We start from the raw sequence: 17693 nt of genomic DNA, 5'->3' as shown, positions 1-17693 counted from the left end.
ACAAGTGCAGCTACGCCTTGGCGATCAGCGCGTAATAGGCCCTGCGCAGCTCGTCTCGATCACGCTTGTACATATTGGCGAGAAACGGTGTCATGTCTTCAAGACCGTTTGCGTTCAAGTCCACTGGATAGATTTTATTATCCCTCGCTGAATACAGGAAATTACTTAACTGCAGATCGTTGTGGTAAAGATTTTTCTGTTCCATGCGCCGAAATGCGTCATCCAGTAAAAGCCTGGCCTCTGGGGGCAAACTTCCCCTTGCCAGGGTATTTACATCCACCCCGTCCAGCTTGCCCATTTTCAAATAACGGCGACCATTTTCAAATATCGTGGTTGCAAAGCCGTCACCGTAATAGCTGTTCAGGCACAGGGTCTCGTTATCGACAAAGTCGTCGGCAGAAGTCATGGATGAAGGGCCATAGTCCTTATAGACACTTTTCCCGTCGAGACTGTCGTAGATCGTCCCCTCACCGCCCCCGCCAATTTCCGGCCCCAGGTCTGATGCCACAGAAGGCGGGTTACCGCCGCGTGCCCCCAGGCGCTGCCATTGGTCCCCCTGAAGGTGCTGCACCAGCAGCGGCGTTTGCCGGTTGTTGTGATAAATCTGCGCCTGTACGGCACCGTCGGCGGTGCGAGTCACTTGCCGCACTTCGTAGACCGCAGTGTTGCCGGCAGTATCGGTATGGCGGATGTGGGACAAGTGACCGTCCGCCGCCACATAGATCCCCTGACTGTTGCGCGCAAGCCCGGCTATTTTCGATTCGGCCACGCTGTAGTCGCCAAGCAACCGGTTGTTCAGGGCGCTGCCCGGCTCGGCAGGCGTGGTGATGATCGCCCCATCCATCGCACTCGTTTTTGCGGTGAAGCCTTCAAGAGGGCTGCCGTAAGGCCGCATCCTGTCCACATCAAACGCATACCATCGACCGTTCTGGAGTACCGCGCCTCCATCAACGCTTTGCCCGGCGACCTTGAAGGTACCCGTCGCTGCTGCGTCATAGTGTTTACTGGCAGCCTTCAACAGGTCATAGCTGCCGCTCGCGCCCCTGAGCTTGTTGACCACCTCTGCACCCGTGGCGCATACAAAGTTGGCGCCTTTGCCCAGCAACCGGGCACCGCCCGCGACCAGTTCGCTGAAGCCATCCAATGGGTTGAATGCTTGAATGGCAGCCACACCGATGACTTTTGCCACTTGAATGGCCTTGGCGGCGGCGCTCGCGACCTTGGCCCCCGCCTTCGTGACTTTCGCCGCCACACCCGCGCCCGCCGTGACAAAACCAAAGACATCCAGCGCCAGGTCACTGGCCCCTTCCAGGTGGTTACCCCTGGAAAAATTCACGATGGCGGACCTGAGCGGAATCAGGTCAAGAAAAAAGTGGGTGACGTTCCACTCGGTTGCCATTTGTTTATCGAACGAGGTGACACCCCGGGCATAGGTTTTTATGTCATCACTGTCGAGATCAAGATGCTCAACAAAGGCATCGGCGATGTGCTGGGTTCGCGCACTGGAAAAACTGGGGGGCGGCGTTGACAAGCCGTCCTGGCTCTTTTGGCCAAGGGCAGCCTCGCTCACGGTCTTGGGCTTGAAGGGCTCCGTCTTGAACTCCTTGTTGGCCTGCCGCTCGCGTTTTGTTGTTAACTCCGAGGCCGGCACCGACTTGATTGCACCTGCGTTCAAATCAATTTCATAAACGGTGTTGCCATTTCTTCCGGTGGCCTTGATCCACAGTTTGTTTTCCGCGCCCTGCCGTTTTTTAGAGGTGAAGTCGAGGCCCAGTTCATAAGTGTTTTTCTGAAAAAACTCGAGCTTTGCAAACTCCAGGTTTTCCCGGTCAACCAAGGGCAGTGTTGCGACAAGGTGCTTGATGACGCTGCGAACCCCTTGCTGGCGAGAAGTGATTGCTTGTTCAAATTCTTCGTTGAAGATTTTGTTCACGCTGAAATCCAGGCTCTTGCCTTTGATTGCCTCGGCAATGCTCGGGTCCCTGGTTTCCCATGGGTATTGGCCAAGTCCGCTCATGGCGATGTCCAACAACGAGAAAAGCCCGCCGGGCGCCCGGTTCGGATCATAAAGTGGTTGGGCTGACGGTTGTTTCGAGTCAACGACCTTCAGTCGTTTCTCTTCAAAAGGTACGTGTTCGCCAAACCGCTCCTTCAAATGGGCCAACGCAATGTCTTTACGGCTTGGAATCTCCGCTTCCAACAAACCGGTAGCCGCAAGCGTCGACTTCAGTTGTGCGTTGAATGCCGTCCTTGCACGGTCTATCTCATCGTCGCTGTAACGATCACCTGGCTGGCATGTGACGATCCCGTTGACCACGGCCCAGTCCACCAATGCCGCCTTTTGTGCATGTTCGGCGGTGGCTCGATTCGTCAGGATCGCGTTTTCCGCGCTGGACATGACTTGGGCAAAGGTCATGTGCGCCACCTTTCCGGGGAACTGCGCCTCTATGGCCGCCGCTGCGACCGCGAGGCTTACCCAGGCAGGGCTGCCGTAGGTCACGCGGTCGGGGATGTCCTTGATCAAAAACTCGGGCGCCTTTCGTGCCAGTAACAAATAGGCGCCGGCCTTGGCCATCTCGGGACTGGTCTGGTGATTTTCGTGCAGGAAAGTGCTCAGGCGCTCGAGCACTGCCGAAGCCGGCCTGCCCCAGTGGGCGTGTTGCGCGAGGTCGAAACCTGCCACACGGTTACGGTGCGGCGCCGTAATGGACTCGGGATCCAGCAGCAGGTGGATTGCGCTCAGTGCGTATTCGTTCACGCTGGCATCGGTGGCGACGCCCCCGAGCTGATCCCGGATGGCTTGCCCCAGTGCCTGCCCGCGGGTGGAGCTGACGAGGGTTTCGAGTGCCTTGGCAGGATCAGCCAATGCCTCGCCCGACAACGGCTGGTTCGCGTTCAGATATTCCAGTACACCCACGCTTGCGCCGATGTGTGGTGCATTGGGGTTCTGGCTGCCATGGTCGGTAGCCGCCGCCAGTACCCTGCGTTGTTCAGCGGCGCTCATGGGAACAGGCCAGGACAACCCGCCGCCAAAATTGCCGAGCGGATGCTCCAGTGCCCTATCACTCACCGCGTGGGCATGACCGGTCAGCTGAAAATGATTGGTGGGCAACCCCAAGCCGATACTTCCGAGAAAGATCTCTACCGTCGCCGCTTTATCCGTCTGGGTCGGGTAGGACGAGTCGGGGTGTATTTGCATCGGTGTCGTTTGCAGCGCGGCCAGCACCGCTTGAGGGCTGGCATTCACGCCAAGACGGCTGGCGATTTCGTTGAGCTTCTGGCCCAGTGTCCGCAGATTCTCGCGGTCGCCCAACGCCGCGGTGAGACCGGATTGCCGGGGGACTGGGGCGAGGGCCAGCGTATCGCGATCGGCCGTAGCACCCAGAGCAGAGGGCAATAGAGGGAGCGCCGCCGGCTCGGTAGAAAGCAGGGAAAGTTGCGAAGTTACCCGTGGAGGGAGAGACACAGTGCCAGCATTCAACATGAGAATGTACCCATCTGGAGAGGGGTACGAGCCTCACATACGGCCTGCGAAACGAACATCTGATTAGTGTTTGCAGAAATTTGTAAGCGCCCGGCAACACGCGTTGCCGGGCCTTCGCGCTGTCAGTAACCGCGCTCGAAACTCACTTCGCCGCGCAACGTTTCCTGCGCCTGGTACGCGCGCAAATTCTCGACAAATAATTGCACCATCATCCCCGGCGAAGTCGGCGCCGAGCTGTGCCCGGTCAGCAGCAACCCCCAGGCGGTCCAGAACGGATGGCGCTGGGGCAATGGTTCCTGACGGCAAACGTCAATCACCGCGCCGGCCAGATGGCCTTCCTTCAACGCTTCTACCAGGTCTGCATCGACCACCGCCACGCCGCGCCCGACGTTGATGAACAACCCGGTCGGCTTGAATTGCTTGAACAGCGCCGCATTGTACAAATCGTGGGTGTTCGGTGTGTTAGGCAGCAGGTTGACCACGTAGTCCACCTCACCCACCAGGCGCGGCAACGCGTCGAGCCCGGCAACTTCGACAAACGGCGCCTGCTCACGGGCCTCACTGGCAATGCCGTACAGCTCAACGCCAAACGGCTGCAGGAATTGCGCAACGCTGCGGCCGATATCACCGGTACCGACGATCAGCACTTTGCGCCCCGCCAGGCTCTGGCCCATGCGGTTATCCCACTTGCGCTCGACCTGGCTGACCAGCCGCGCCAGCACTTCACGCTCATGGCCAAGCATGTAAGTCAGCACGTATTCGGCCATCACCTGGCCAAAAATGCCCACGGCGCGGGTCAGGCGGTAATCCCGCGGCAGGCCGTCGGCCAGCAGCGGCGTGATGCCGGCCCAGGTGGATTGCAGCCATTGTGGCTGGTGCCCCTGGCGCAGCAAGGTGGCCAGAAGATCCGGCTGGCCCAGCCACACCGGGCAATCGGCCGCCAGGCGCGACAATTCGGCGGAGTCGCCGCTGGTCATGACCTCAAGGTCCGGCGCCGCTTCGCGCAGCAGCCGGGCGTACAGCGGGTGATCGTGTTCAGCAATCAGAACGCGCATGGTTCAAACCTTTCAAAAACACTGCAGGCGGCCGCCGGTCCAGTTCACTGTACCGTGCGGCCGCCGCCAAAAATTGAATTCCATTGATGAATGTGCCCCCGGACGGGGCACTGACCGATCACATCGGGTCATTGCGTCGCAGCAGCTCTTCGGGCAAGTGTTCGATGTACTCGTCCTCGGCCGGCGGCATTTGCAGGTGGTAACCCTGCTTTTCGAGGTTCTCCAGAACCACGGTGATGTCCTCGCGGGACAGCTTGCGCTCCGGGCTCAGCACCAGGTCGAAGGCGTGGTGCGGCTTGCCGAAGGCGGCCAGCAGACTTTCCGGCACGCGCTCCAGTGCATCGCTTTTCAGCACGTAGAGGTACATCTCGTTTCGTTTGAGGCTGCGATAGATGGAGCAGATACGTTTCAAGGCTGTTCTCCGGCAGTGGCCAGGCTGTCCAGCAGCGCCTGGCCCATCAGTTCGCGGCGCCAGCCACGCAGCGAATCTGGCAATTGGTAAGGCCCCTCGGGGTAGCCGCTCTTGACCAGGGCTTCAAGGGTTTTCTTGCGCAGCATCAGTTCCGGCGCCATGTCCAGGCGTTCGGCCTCGGCCTGGCCCAGGGCGCGCAGTTGCTTGATCAGCGTGGCGGCGTCCACCGGCAATGGCTCGGCAACCGCCGGTGGCCACTGGTCCATGGGCACGCTGCCGGCGCGCTTGATCAGGCCCAGCAGGAACTCGCCGTCCTGGCGCACGGTGCGCGGGTGCATGTCTTCGATCTTGCCCAGCGCGGCGAGGTTATCCGGCTGGGATTTGGCCAGGGGCCATAACGAGTGCTCACGGATGATCCGGTTGCGCGGCAGGTCACGGGCACGAGCTTGCTGTTCGCGCCAGGCGCACAGTTCGCGCAATACGGCGAGCTGGGCACGGGAGAGTTTCCAGGCGAGCTTGGCGTCACGGTAAACTTCGTACGGGTCGACTTCGCGGCGCAGGTTGGCCACCAGTTCGGCACCGTCTTCCAGGACCCAGGCGTATTTGTCGTCGGAAAGCTTCGGGCGCAGGCGTGTGTAGACTTCTGCCAGGTGCACCGCGTCTTCGGCGGCGTAGCTGATTTGCGTCTCGGACAATGGCCGCTGCAACCAGTCGGAGCGGGTCTCGCCCTTGGGCAACTCGATATCGAGGACGGCTTGCACCAACCGCGAATAGCCCATGGAGAAACCGAGGTTCAGGTAGGCCGCCGCCAGTTGCGTGTCGAACAACGGCACCGGCAGGCTGCCGGTCAGGCGCAGCAACACTTCCAGGTCTTCGCTGCACGCGTGTACCACCTTGATCACCGCCGGGTTCTCCAGCAAGGCGGCCAGGGGTTGCCAGTTGTCGATGGTCAGGGGGTCGATCAGGTAAGCGCGCACGCCATCACCGATCTGGATCAGCCCGGCAATGGGATAAAAAGTGTCGACCCGCATGAATTCGGTGTCGAGGGCGACGAATGGCAACTGCTGCCATTCGGCGCAGTGCTGGCCGAGGCTATCGTTGTCGCAGATCCAGTGAATATCGATGGCCACACGGCTCTCCCTTGAAGAATGGCGCGCAGTATATATCGCGAAAGGGAGTTGCGAGCATTCGCAGTACAGCATCCGCCATGAAAACTCTTATAGGAGCTGAAGAATAGTCCGACAGTCGGTACTTATCCTCTCTTACGCAGGACATACACCCGCCACATGGCTGAGCCGGGCATGAACTCCTGTTGACCGAGGACCTTGAAACCCGCCAGGCGAAACTCCGCCTCCACTTGCGCCCGGTGGCTGGCAACTGCCGCCGGGCCAGGCTGCAACGCCCGGTAGCCGCTGTCGCTGTTGACCGAAACAATTACCGTGTCGCGGCTTACCCGATGAAACTCACCGAGCAGGGCCAGGCGCCCTTCTGCCGTTGGCACATGGCGAAACAACTCCAGGCAAAAAATGCAGTCCACCGCGTTGGCCGAAAGGCCGATGGAAAATGCCGAGCCCTGGAAGGTCTTGACCCGCTTGAGCAAGCCCGGCGCGTGATGGGTACGGGCGTGGTCGAGCATGTCCTGGGAGTTGTCCGACGCCAGGATCACCCGGTTGCTGTGCTCGGCCAGCACTGGCCAAAAGCGCCCGGAGCCGCACGCCAGGTCGAGGATCAGCCCTGGCTCGCCGGCGATCTTCAGTGCACGGCGCACCAATTGCTCATCGCGCCACAACCCCAGGCGCCGCAACAGCCCCGGCGGACGCGTGTCGGCGCAGACCAGGGCATGCTGCTGGCCAGCGCGTTCGGCAAATTCAATCTCGATGGAAGACGGCGGTTGCGACGGCATCACACGACTCTGTTAATGGATCAGACATTCGCAGCTTAACCACCGTCTCGTGAAAAAAAGGTCGAAGGATTGTTCGCCGTTAATGCAGATCCAGTATCCAGCCCGCTGCCTGTCTGTTAACTGTCTGTGATCAGCGCCTTCATCTTCAGGCCTGGTGCAGATACCAGCGCCAATCCTGCTCGCCCACCTCGCCCATGAACTGACGGTATTCGGCCCGCTTGACCGCCAGGTACACGCCGAGGAATTCGCCGCCGAACGCCTCCCGCGCCCAAACCGAGCCTTCAAGCGCACGCAAGGTGGTCAGCCAATCGGTGGGCAGCAACTCCTTGGCCTGGGCATAACCGTTGCCCTCCACCGGCGCGCCGGGGTCGCGCTGTTCGCGGATGCCCCGGTGGATACCGGCCAGAATCGCGGCCGCCGCGAGGTACGGGTTGGCGTCGGCGCCGCAGATACGGTGTTCGATATGCCGGGAAAACGCCGGCCCGCCGGGCACCCGCAGCGTGACGGTGCGGTTGTCCACGCCCCAGGTCGCGGCCAGCGGCGCGTAGCTGTTGGTCTGGAAGCGTCGATAGGAGTTGGCGTTGGGGCAGAACATCAGCAACGAGTCGAGCAAGGTGCTGAGCATGCCGCCCACCGCGTGGCGCAACAGCGGCGTGCCGTCGGGCGCTTCGCTGGCAAACAGGTTATTGCCGTCGCGGTCCGCCAGGCTGACGTGCATGTGCATGCCGGTGCCGGCCTGATCGTCGAACGGCTTGGCCATGAAACACGCGGTCATCCCGTGCTTGTGGGCTACGCCCTTGACCAGGCGCTTGTAACGCACCGCCTCGTCCATGGCTTGCAGGGCATCGCTGCGATGCTCCAGGGTGATTTCCACCTGGCCCGGGGCGTATTCGGAAATCGCCGTGCGCGCCGGGATACCCTGGAGTTTGCAGGCGCTGTAGAGGTCGGCGAGGAACGGTTCGATCTGCTCCAGCTCCCGCAGGCCGTAAACCTGGGTCGAGCGCGGGCGCCCGCCGTCGACATCCCGCGCCGGTTGCGGGCGGCCGTTGCTGTCGGGTTTCTGGTCGAGCAAATAGAACTCCAGCTCCGCCGCCATCACCGGGTAATAGCCGTCGGCCTTGAGGTCGTCAATCACCCTGGCCAGCAGGTGCCGGGGATCGGCCACGGTAGCGGGCATGCCTTCGGTGGGGTGCATGCTGACTTGCACTGCTGCCGTCGGGATCAGGCGCCACGGCATGCGCTGCAAACTGCCGCTGACCGGGTAGGCGCGGCAGTCGATATCACCGACTTCCCAGACCAGCCCGGAGTTCTCCACGTCGTCGCCATTGATGGTCAGGCCGAGGATGGTACTCGGCAGCGGCCGGCCACTTTCATAGACCGCCAGCAGTTCATCGCGGTGCAGCAGTTTGCCGCGAGGCACACCGTTGTTGTCGAGGATGAACAGCTCGAACATCTCGATATCCGGGTTCTGCTCAAGAAAGGACTGGGCTTCGTGCAGGGTGGCAAAGGGCGTGCTCATGGGCATTCTCATACGTTCGCGTCAGGCAGGCGCGCGGGCGCTGCCGGGCAGATGCGCGGGGCATCCATTCGGGCAAATCAACGTCGGAGAAAGGTGTCCGGTGGGCGTGCGTGGCGGCAGTGCCAGAGCGCCCAGAAGGCGAGTTCGGAAGGGAGGGCATCAGCGGTGACTCGACGACGATCCGGACGGCTGGACGCGGTGGCGCCTGGCGATGTCTCAGGGTGTGTGTCGGGGGAACCGTCCATGCGGGATTCACAGTAAAGAGATGCCGGGCAGCCTCACACGCGAGGTTAAGGCGTTAAATCCAGTCTTGATGGAGTTTGGTTGTGCCGTGGCTAAACATTTGCAAATAATGGCGGCCCTGCCCATGCCCAAGGACCCGACCGCATGAAAGCATTGCTGACCCTTTCCCTGCTGGCCGGCCTGTCTGCCCAGGCCCTGGCCGACAGCCCTGCGTCGCGCCTGGATGAAGTGCTCCAGCGCGGCGAAATGAGCGTCTGTACCACCGGCGACTACAAGCCCTACAGCTATTTACGTCCGGACGGCAGCTACGAAGGCATCGACATTTCGATGGCCCAGTCCCTGGCCAAGAGCCTTGGGGTGCAGGTGAAGTGGGTGCCGACCACCTGGAAAACCCTGATGCCGGACTTCCTGGCCCAGCGCTGTGATATTGCGGTGGGTGGTATTTCAGTGTCCCTGGAGCGGCAGAAAAAGGCGTTTTTCAGCCAGCCATTGGGCGTCGACGGCAAGATCCCGCTGGTGCGTTGCGCCGATGTGCAGCGCTATCAGACGGTGGAGCAGATCAACCAGCCGCAGGTACGCGTGATCGAGCCTGCGGGCGGCACCAATGAAGTATTTGCGCGGGCGCATTTGGGCAAGGCACAACTGACGCTGTTCCCGGATAACGTGACGATTTTCGAGGAACTGCTGGCGAACAAGGCGGACGTGATGATCACCGACGCCAGCGAGGCGCGGTATCAGCAGAAGCTCAAGCCGGGACTGTGCGCGGTGAATCCCGAGCGGTACATGCAGTACAGCGAGAAAGCGTTCCTGCTGCCCCGCGATGATGTCGCATGGAAGAGTTATGTGGACCAGTGGCTGCACTTGAGCACGGTGACCGGCGTGTACGACGGCATCATCAATCAGTGGCTGGCTGCGCCCTGACCAGCTCGACAAACGCCCTGCACGCCGCACTGCGATAGCCTCCCTTGCGGCTGAGCAACGCCGCCGTGCGTTGCGGCAACGGCGGGCTCAGCGGCACCGCCTGCAACCCCGGCTGCGCCAGGGCAATCGCGCTGGGCAGGATGGTCGCCAACTGCGTATTTCGTACGATTTCGATAATCGCGCTGATGGAATTGGCCTCCATGGTGATCAGCGGTTTCACCGCCTGGCTGCGAAAATACTCATCGATATAGCGACGCGTGGCGAAGCCGGCATTCAGCAGCACCAACGGCTGCTGGAGCCACGACTGTCGATCAATGCCGGGATGACCGGCGCTCACCACTACGCTCAACGCCTCGACAAACACCCCTTCACACTCGATATCCGGCAAATGCTCGCCGGTAAAACCGATGCCGATATCCAGCAAATCCTCCGTCAGTGCCGCCTCCATGCGGTCCTGGGTCAGCTCCTCGACACTCACTGTAATCCCCGGATACAGCCCGTTAAATCGCGCCAGCAGCGGCCCGATCAGGTAAGCGGTAAATGTCGGCGTCATCGCCAGGCGCAAGCTGCCACGGCTCAGGTCCTGCACGTCATGCATGGCGCGGGTGCCGGCCTGCAGATCCTGCAAGGCCAGGCGCGCAAACCGCACATAGGCCTCGCCTGCATCGGTCAGGCTGACGCGTCTGCCGGAACGGTCCAGCAGTGGCGCACCGAGAGTGTCTTCCAGTTGCCGGATCTGCTGCGACAAGGTCGGCTGCGACACATGCAGCGCCTCCGCCGCCCGAGTGAAATTACGGTGCTCGGCAACGGCCAGCAGGTAGCGGATATGACGCAGCAACATGGAAGGCGCTCCAACTATAGGCATGACTTATAGAAACCATAATAAGCCGGTCTTGGACGCTATAGCTGAAAACTTCCATCCTTGCCCCATCAGCGACGCAAGGAGAACCACCATGCAAGATCTCATCGACGGCTTTCGCAAGTTCCAGGGTGAAGCCTTCACTCAACGCAGCGACCTGTTCAAACACCTGGCTACCACGCAAAACCCCGGCACGTTGTTCGTGTCTTGTTCCGACAGCCGCGTAGTCCCGGAACTGCTGACCCAGCAGGAACCCGGTGACCTGTTTGTGATCCGTAACGCCGGCAACATCGTCCCGTCCTACGGCCCGGAGCCTGGCGGCGTGTCGGCCACCGTCGAATACGCAGTGGCCGTTCTCGGCGTCAGCGACATCGTGATCTGCGGCCACTCCGACTGCGGCGCCATGACCGCGATCTCCACCTGCAAATGCCTGGATCACTTACCCGCCGTGGCCAACTGGCTGCGCCACGCCGAGTCGGCCAAGGTGATCAATGCCGCCCGCACTCACGCATCGGATGCCGACCGGCTGAACTCGCTGGTACGGGAAAACGTGGTCGCCCAACTGGCCAACCTCAAGACCCACCCTTCCGTGGCCCTGGCCCTGGAACAAGGCCGTTTGAGCCTGCACGGCTGGGTCTACGACATCGAAAGCGGCGCCATCGACGCCCTGGATGGCCGCAGCGGGCGCTTCATGTCGCTGCTCGACCACCCGGCCACCCGTGCCCACGCCGCCTGAACCTTATTCAAACCCAAGAGGACATCACCATGTTGCAATCCCAATTCGCCCAATCCCCACGCCTGGCCCTGGCCGACACCGTCATCGACATCAAGGCGCGCAAGAACCTGTCATGGCAGGACCTCACTGACGGCACCGGCCTGAGCCTGGCGTTCGTCACCGCCGCCCTGCTCGGCCAGCATCCGCTGCCCAAGGACGCTGCTGATGTGGTCTGCGACAAGCTTGGCCTCGACCAGGACGCCAGCCGCCTGCTGCAAACCGTGCCCCTGCGCGGCAGCTTTCCGGGCGGCGTGCCGACGGACCCGACCATGTACCGTTTCTATGAAATGCTGCAGGTCTACGGTTCGACCCTCAAGGCCCTGGTGCACGAACAATTTGGCGACGGCATCATCAGCGCGATCAACTTCAAGCTGGACATCAAGAAGGTCGAAGACCCGGACGGCGGCTCCCGCGCGGTGATCACCCTGGATGGCAAATACCTGCCGACCAAACCGTTCTGATTTGCCGGCAAACCGTCTACGCTCTTGGCACACCAACAAGATCGAGGGACGGGTAATGAAGGCAATGCTCCGAGCCACCTGGCTGCTGCTGTTATGTGTTGGCCAGGTGCACGCCGCCACCGCTGAGGAGGCGGATGCCCAAGCCGCCAAGGCCTTGCTGGAAAAGGCCTTGGCGTATTACCAGACGAATGGTGACAAGGCTTTTGCGGCGTTCAGCCGCCAGGGTGAATTCGTCGACCAGGACCGTTATGTGTTCGTGGTCAACACCAAGGGCGTGCTGCTGGCGAGTGGCGGGCCCTCTTCTGCGTTGATCGGGCGCGATGTTTCCGAGGTACTGGGGCCGGATCTGAACAAGTCGTTCAAGGAGGCGTTGGCGGTGCCGGAAGGCAGTGGCATCCAGCAGGCCGATTACCGGTGGCAGAACTGGAATGACGGCAAGGTGGAGCGCAAACATGTGTATTACCAGCGCGTCGGGCAGCGGATTTTGGCCGTTGGCTACTACCTGCCGCGGGCGACGCCGGAACATGCCAGAGCGCTGCGGAACAAAGCCGTCAAGGCGCTGGAGAAAGACCCGGTTGGAACGCTCAAGGCGATCAACGCCATGCAGGGTGGTTTTCTACAGGACGATTTGTATGTGTTTGTGGTTGACCTCGACACCCAGCGCTACGTGGCCCATGGCACGACTCCGCGGTTGGTGAATACGGATTTCAGCAAGATCAAGGATCCCGACGGGAAGCCGGTGGGTGAGCCGATCCTGGCGGTCATGGCCGAGCAGGATCAGGGGGAATACAGGTACCGCTGGAAAAATCCGGTGACCGGAAAGGTTGAGAACAAGCATGCGTATTTGCGCAAAACCGGACATTTCATGGTGGCTGTGGGGTATTACAGCCCGTGAAGGTCAGCTATTTAAATGCTGGAACGCAATCGAATGTGGGAGCGGGCTTGCTCGCGAATGCGGTGTATCAGCCAACCTATTTATCAGCTGACAGACCGCATTCGCGAGCAAGCCCGCTCCCACATGTTAATCGTAACGTCCTGTTTTTTTTCAGTCGGAAAACTTCCTTTGCCGACGGCGGAGTATTTCCCTGATCCGCTTTCGCCTGTAGCGAAGCTCGAGGAACTTTCCACGCATTTCCCGATGGCGCCTGCTGTTAAGTATCAGCAGGCCCAATAATGGCCAAAATAGACTTTCTGCGTAAATAAACTTATTGGGAGAGAACTGAATTGTCGGCAGTGCCGTCAACAGACAAACAATAAAGTAGACCACTAGAGCCCACACCCACTTGGATCGCCCATATAAAACCATGAAATTGCTGAGCGTAATAACCACACTCAAAGCTATACACACTCCAAACTCCACCCTGGCGCCAACATCCAAAGGCACAGCCCGAAAATAAGTGTTCCCAGCCAACGAGACGGTTGCTGTGCCTCCGACAAAGGCTACATAAATCCCTGCCATCAGGACAGGAAGGTAACGCGCTAGAAAAGGACGAAGGGAAAGCAACAGAGTCACTCTGGTATCTCCTCATACAGTCCGACTGCGATGATTCTGATATTCCCGGCCAAGGCGCTACTGGCTATTCCAAGCGCAGCTCCCAACGCCTCTTGTATCTGGATAAATGTGCCCTGCCTGATTTCAGTGGGTGTATGCCGCTTGGGCATAGCTCCTGTCATTTGCTTGAGCTTGATCATTCTGCGAGTCATTTCTGGATGCTTAACGCTCAGCAGCTCACTCGTAAGCCTTGCACGTTCTTGACGATTAAGCCCTTTGAGAACCTGACGCGGCGTTTTACCTGTCGATGTCTTGGCCACGTTCACCAATTTGACGGTTGTCAACAATGAGGTACCTGCTCCCAATAATGAAACAGAATCCAGTCCGATCATTACGTTCTGATACCACTCTTCGCTATCCAAGTAGTCATTACGAGCGGGATTCACCAATTCGTTACGAACTCGGAAAAACCCATTAATGCATTGAGCACCGCTTGCCAACCCGGCTGATACACCAATGGCAGCGACCACGCCCGAGGCGCCGCCACTGAACGGGATTAGTGAAGCGCCACTCATCGCAACCCTCCAACTCATCCAGGCAGCCGTGCAGGCCAAAGCCATATTGACCAACTCAAACACCACCTGCGATTCCCGCGGCTCATGCTCCAGCCGCCGAATAAACTCCACTCTCCCGACAGAGCGCGGTGCCTCGCGCAAAATCACCTTCTTCGGCACGATGCTGCAAATCGGCTGGAACTCACGCAACACAACCGCCCGTAGATTCCCGTCGAGATACACCACCCCGGCCCCGACAATGGCGGGATCGGCGTCGATGGCAGCAAACAGACGGCGCACGTCGATGCTGCTTTCCACCCGCTGCCGGGTAGTGAGATGGGCACTGGGAAAGCCGTCTTTCAGTAAGCTGGAAGTCATCCCTTTACTCCTTGGTCTTAAAGAGCGCAGAGCGTAAAGATTCAATCCCCTCGAAGAATGTCGGAAAACTCCTCTTTTCCAGACAGGCACTTCCTGATCACTTCCCACGGTCTTGTGGGCAATATCCGAATTAAGAAAAGGTACGTCCCCCCGCCACTACCGGCGAAACTTAAGAGGGAACGACGATGGCAACTGATATGTTTTTGAAACTGGGAGACATCAAGGGAGAGTCAAGGGACCAGGTCCATCGCGACGAGATCGATATCACCGAATGGAACTGGGGGATGTCCCAATCCGGCTCCATGCATAGCGGCACTGGCGGTGGCGCCGGCAAGGTCAACATGGATAACCTGATGATCACCAAGCGTATGGATAAATCCTCGCCCAACCTGATGATGGCCTGCTCCACCGGCAAGCATTACCCCGAAGCCAGGCTGGTAGTACGCAAGGCCGGGGGCGACAGCGCCGTAGAGTATCTGGTGATCACCTTGAAGGAAGTCATGGTCACCTCCTACCAAGCCGACGCAACGGAAACCGCGGATGTACTGACCGAGATTATCGGCCTGAATTTCGCCAAGGTCGAAGTCGGCTATCAACCGCAAAAGGCCGACGGCGGCAAGGATGGTGGCGCCGTCAAGTACGGCTGGAATATCCGCGAAAACATCAAAATGTGATCGAATGTGGGAGCGGGCTTGCTCGCGAATGCGGTGTATCAGCCAACCTATTTATCAACTGACAGACCGCATTCGCGAGCAAGCCCGCTCCCACATTTAATCTTCATTTTTTCGACTATTTGGCCTTGTCTTCCCGACCCCGCAACACGCGATCAGGCATGGCAATCGCCGCCGCCAACCCCAACAACGACACCCCGGCACTGACCATCAGCAAATGCCTGAAGGTAATCAACAACTCCCCCCGCAAGGCATCCTGCGCCGGCCCAGGCGCCGCATTCAAGCCATCCAGCAGCACATTCCCCGAACTCCCTTCCGCGACCAGCGCCCCACTGGCCAGGTGCGCAAAACTGGAGTCCTGCAACAACGCCAGCAACAGCGCCGACATGCATGCCACCCCAACCGCACCGCCCAGGGAACGGAACAGGTTGGTGGTGCTGGTCGCCACCCCGATATCCCGCTGCTCCACCGAGTTCTGCGTACCCACCAGGGAAGTCGGAAACTGCATCCCGGCGGCAATCCCGCACAGCAACATAAACAGACTGGTGACCGCCACCGCCTGAGGCGCACTCAACGCCATGCCGAAAATCGCGATCGGGCTCAGGAAGGCGCCAATCAGGATCATCGGTTTATAACGCCCGGTCACCGAGGTCATGCGCCCGGCAAAATACGCCCCCATCGGCAAGCCCATCGCCAGCGGCAGCAAATGCAAGGCGGCACTGTCGGCACCGGAACCGGTGACGGTCTGGTAGCGCAGCGGCATCAGCACCGTCAGGGAAATCGCCTGGAAACTGGTAAAGAAAATCGTGCACCAGCACAACACCGCGCTGCGGTTGGCAAACAGGTGCATCGGCAACAAGGGCTCCCGCGCCCGACGCTCGTGCCACACAAACACCGTCAACGCCACCACGGCACAGACCAACAGCCCCAGCACTTCATCGTCGCGCCAATGATGGCCCTGGCCGATTTCGGTGATACCCAGCAACAGCGCCGTCAAACCGACGATCATCAGCACAGTGCCGAGGTAGTCGATCACCGGCTTGCGTTGCGGCACCGGCAGCCCCACCAGCGTGCGATGGGCCACCCACCAGGCGCCCGCGCCCAGCGGCAGGTTGATCAGGAACACCCAGCGCCACGACAGGTACTCGGTCATGTAGCCGCCCAACACCGGGCCGGCCACGCTCGCCACCGCGTACATGCTGCTGAAGTACCCCTGGTAGCGCCCGCGCTCACGGGGCGGAATAATGTCGCCGATAATCGCCTGGCTGACCGAAATCATCCCGCCGGCACCGATGCCCTGGAGGATCCGCGCCAGCACCAACTGCTCCATGCTCTGGGCCATGCCGCAGAACAGTGAAGCGAGGGTGAACAGCCCCATGCCGATCAGCATCATTGGCCGGCGCCCGTACAAGTCGCCGAGCTTGCCGTAGATCGGCACGGCCACGGTCATTGCCACCATGTAGCCGGAGATCACCCAGGCCAGCAGGTTTACATCATGGAACTGCGCGGAAATCGCCGGCATGGAAACGGCGACGATGGTCTGGTCCAGGGCCCCGAGAAAGATCGCCATCATCAAGGCGACAAGGACACTGCGCACGGCGGGTGTGGCGGGCTGATTGAGGTTGGTCACGGCAGAACCTGCGAGCAAGGGCCCGCGGGAAAAGGAGGCCCGCGGGAATGCTCGTCAGTGTACTAGATAGCTGACTATTCGATAGCCTCGTAAGGAAGTCCGACGTAATTTTCTGCAATGGTTTTACGACCGGCTTCGGAGTCGACGAAGTATTCCAGTTCGCTCTGGGCGATGCGCTGGCTGAAGCCGTCCGCCTCAGGGAATTGGTGCAACATCGAGGTCATCCACCAGGAAAACCGTTCGGCCTTCCAGATCCGCCGCAGGCAAATCTGCGAGTACTTCTCCAGCAATTCCACTCGGCCCTCGCGATACACCTTGAGCAGGATATTGAACAAGGTACTGACATCGCTGGCCGCCAGGTTCAAACCCTTGGCGCCGGTGGGCGGCACGATGTGGGCGGCGTCGCCCAGCAGGAACAGGCGGCCGTACTGCATCGGCTCCACCACAAAACTGCGCAGTGGCGCGATGCTCTTTTCGATGGACGGGCCGGTCACCAGTTGCTCGGTGAGTGAGCTGGGCAAGCGGGTTTTCAGTTCATCCCAAAAGCGTGCATCGGACCAGTCGTCCACCGACTCATCGGCCGGCACCTGCAGGTAATAACGGCTGCGAGTCGGTGAACGCATGCTGCACAGGGCAAAGCCACGTTCGTGTTTGGCGTACACCAGTTCATCGTGGATCGGTGGGGTGTCGGCGAGGATGCCCAGCCAGCCAAACGGATAGACCCGTTCAAAGACTTTCAATGCCTCGGTGGGAATCGACTGGCGCGCCACACCGTGAAAACCATCGCAGCCAGCGATGTAGTCGCAGTCCAGCCGGTAATGCTCGCCTTTATGTTCGAAGCTCAGCCACGGCTCCGGGCTCTTCAGATCATGGGGCTGCACGTTGCCGGCTTCATACAACGTTGTCGCGCCGCTGGCCTGGCGCGCGGCCATCAGGTCGCGGGTGACTTCGGTTTGCCCGTAGATCATCACCGTCTTGCCGCCGGTCAGCGTCTTGAGGTCGATATGGGTCAGTTGCCCATTCAGCGCCAGCTCAAAGCCCTCATGCACCAGGCCTTCGGCATCCATCCGCGCACTCACGCCGGCCTGGCGCAGCAGGTCGACCATGCCTTGTTCCAGCACCCCGGCACGGATGCGCCCTTGCACGTAATCCGGCGTCTGGCGCTCAAGAATCAGGGTTTCGATCCCGGCGTTGTGCAACAGTTGACCGAGCAGCAGCCCCGAGGGACCGGCGCCGATGATGGCGACTTGGGTTTTCAGCGTTTTCATTATTTTTATGGCCCGCAAGCTTCATCCGAACGTATCCGGTGAAAGAGTTGTCATTGAAGGTGTTGCTG

16 protein-coding genes are annotated in these 17693 nt (G+C 60.2%); 5 read left to right on the top strand and 11 right to left on the bottom strand.

Features of this window, described 5'->3' with window-relative positions:
* Nucleotides 1-10: 10 nt before the first annotated feature.
* The 6 genes from QF039_RS03450 to QF039_RS03425 form a co-directional block, all read right to left on the bottom strand.
* Complete coding sequence (locus tag QF039_RS03450; RefSeq protein WP_307516960.1) at nucleotides 11-3397, bottom strand: hypothetical protein; 3387 nt, start codon at nucleotides 3395-3397, stop codon at nucleotides 11-13.
* A gap of 209 nt (nucleotides 3398-3606) precedes the next feature.
* Nucleotides 3607-4539, bottom strand: a complete 933-nt coding sequence (locus QF039_RS03445) for a D-2-hydroxyacid dehydrogenase (protein ID WP_003210668.1) — start codon at nucleotides 4537-4539, stop codon at nucleotides 3607-3609.
* 118 nt (nucleotides 4540-4657) lie between these two features.
* Entirely contained in the window at nucleotides 4658-4951 is a 294-nt protein-coding gene (locus QF039_RS03440; RefSeq protein WP_003210667.1) for a YcgL domain-containing protein, read from the bottom strand.
* The gene (gene rnd / locus QF039_RS03435; protein ID WP_003210666.1) at nucleotides 4948-6081 is read right to left on the bottom strand and encodes a ribonuclease D; all 1134 of its coding nucleotides are present in this window, start codon (nucleotides 6079-6081) and stop codon (nucleotides 4948-4950) included. Before rnd ends, QF039_RS03440 begins: the two co-directional genes overlap by 4 nt.
* 122 nt (nucleotides 6082-6203) lie before the next feature.
* Nucleotides 6204-6854: a class I SAM-dependent methyltransferase gene (locus tag QF039_RS03430; protein ID WP_177066770.1), complete on the bottom strand. Its 651-nt coding sequence runs from the start codon at nucleotides 6852-6854 to the stop codon at nucleotides 6204-6206.
* A 145-nt stretch (nucleotides 6855-6999) separates the two neighbouring features.
* The gene (locus QF039_RS03425) at nucleotides 7000-8373 is read right to left on the bottom strand and encodes a glutamine synthetase family protein (protein WP_307516955.1); all 1374 of its coding nucleotides are present in this window, start codon (nucleotides 8371-8373) and stop codon (nucleotides 7000-7002) included.
* 387 nt (nucleotides 8374-8760) lie between these two features.
* On the opposite strand from QF039_RS03425, the gene QF039_RS03420 reads away from it, so the two are divergent.
* Nucleotides 8761-9537 carry a transporter substrate-binding domain-containing protein gene (locus QF039_RS03420; protein ID WP_008437921.1) on the top strand — a complete coding sequence of 259 codons (777 nt, stop codon included), beginning with the start codon at nucleotides 8761-8763 and terminating at the stop codon, nucleotides 9535-9537.
* On the opposite strand, the gene cynR is transcribed toward QF039_RS03420, so the two are convergent.
* Nucleotides 9512-10378: a transcriptional regulator CynR gene (gene cynR / locus QF039_RS03415; protein WP_307516953.1), complete on the bottom strand. Its 867-nt coding sequence runs from the start codon at nucleotides 10376-10378 to the stop codon at nucleotides 9512-9514. The genes QF039_RS03420 and cynR overlap by 26 nt on opposite strands.
* Before the next feature lie 112 nt (nucleotides 10379-10490).
* Here cynR and QF039_RS03410 point away from each other — a divergent pair, with 112 nt between their 5' ends.
* Genes QF039_RS03410 through QF039_RS03400 form a run of 3 tightly spaced genes read left to right on the top strand, consistent with a single transcriptional unit; the run spans nucleotide 10491 to nucleotide 12527 of the window.
* Nucleotides 10491-11132 (top strand): carbonic anhydrase, encoded by a 642-nt coding sequence (locus QF039_RS03410; protein ID WP_177019677.1) that lies wholly within the window; start codon nucleotides 10491-10493, stop codon nucleotides 11130-11132.
* 29 nt (nucleotides 11133-11161) lie between these two features.
* The gene (cynS, locus tag QF039_RS03405) at nucleotides 11162-11632 is read left to right on the top strand and encodes a cyanase (RefSeq protein WP_003210659.1); all 471 of its coding nucleotides are present in this window, start codon (nucleotides 11162-11164) and stop codon (nucleotides 11630-11632) included.
* 55 nt (nucleotides 11633-11687) lie between these two features.
* Nucleotides 11688-12527, top strand: coding sequence for a cache domain-containing protein (locus QF039_RS03400; protein WP_307516950.1), 840 nt, complete (start codon nucleotides 11688-11690; stop codon nucleotides 12525-12527).
* A gap of 150 nt (nucleotides 12528-12677) precedes the next feature.
* Here the strand turns inward: QF039_RS03400 and QF039_RS03395 are convergent, their stop codons facing one another.
* Together QF039_RS03395 and QF039_RS03390 are read right to left on the bottom strand one after the other, a co-directional pair.
* On the bottom strand, nucleotides 12678-13145 hold the full coding sequence (locus QF039_RS03395) for a hypothetical protein (RefSeq protein ID WP_307516947.1): 468 nt from the start codon (nucleotides 13143-13145) through the stop codon (nucleotides 12678-12680).
* Nucleotides 13142-14056, bottom strand: a complete 915-nt coding sequence (locus tag QF039_RS03390; RefSeq protein WP_307516945.1) for an NAD synthetase — start codon at nucleotides 14054-14056, stop codon at nucleotides 13142-13144. Before QF039_RS03390 ends, QF039_RS03395 begins: the two co-directional genes overlap by 4 nt.
* Before the next feature lie 185 nt (nucleotides 14057-14241).
* Here QF039_RS03390 and QF039_RS03385 point away from each other — a divergent pair, with 185 nt between their 5' ends.
* Nucleotides 14242-14730, top strand: a complete 489-nt coding sequence (locus tag QF039_RS03385; protein ID WP_307516943.1) for a type VI secretion system tube protein Hcp — start codon at nucleotides 14242-14244, stop codon at nucleotides 14728-14730.
* A gap of 115 nt (nucleotides 14731-14845) precedes the next feature.
* Here the strand turns inward: QF039_RS03385 and QF039_RS03380 are convergent, their stop codons facing one another.
* Together QF039_RS03380 and pobA are read right to left on the bottom strand one after the other, a co-directional pair.
* Nucleotides 14846-16357: an MDR family MFS transporter gene (locus QF039_RS03380; protein ID WP_177019679.1), complete on the bottom strand. Its 1512-nt coding sequence runs from the start codon at nucleotides 16355-16357 to the stop codon at nucleotides 14846-14848.
* Nucleotides 16358-16431: 74 nt separating this feature from the next.
* Entirely contained in the window at nucleotides 16432-17616 is a 1185-nt protein-coding gene (gene pobA / locus QF039_RS03375) for a 4-hydroxybenzoate 3-monooxygenase (RefSeq protein WP_173883010.1), read from the bottom strand.
* Nucleotides 17617-17693 lie beyond the last annotated feature (77 nt).

The sequence above is a fragment of the Pseudomonas sp. W2I6 genome, from assembly GCF_030815935.1.
Lineage (GTDB): Bacteria > Pseudomonadota > Gammaproteobacteria > Pseudomonadales > Pseudomonadaceae > Aquipseudomonas.
The sequence above is the reverse complement of the archived record's forward strand: the minus strand, read 5'-3'. Positions and strand labels throughout refer to the sequence as shown.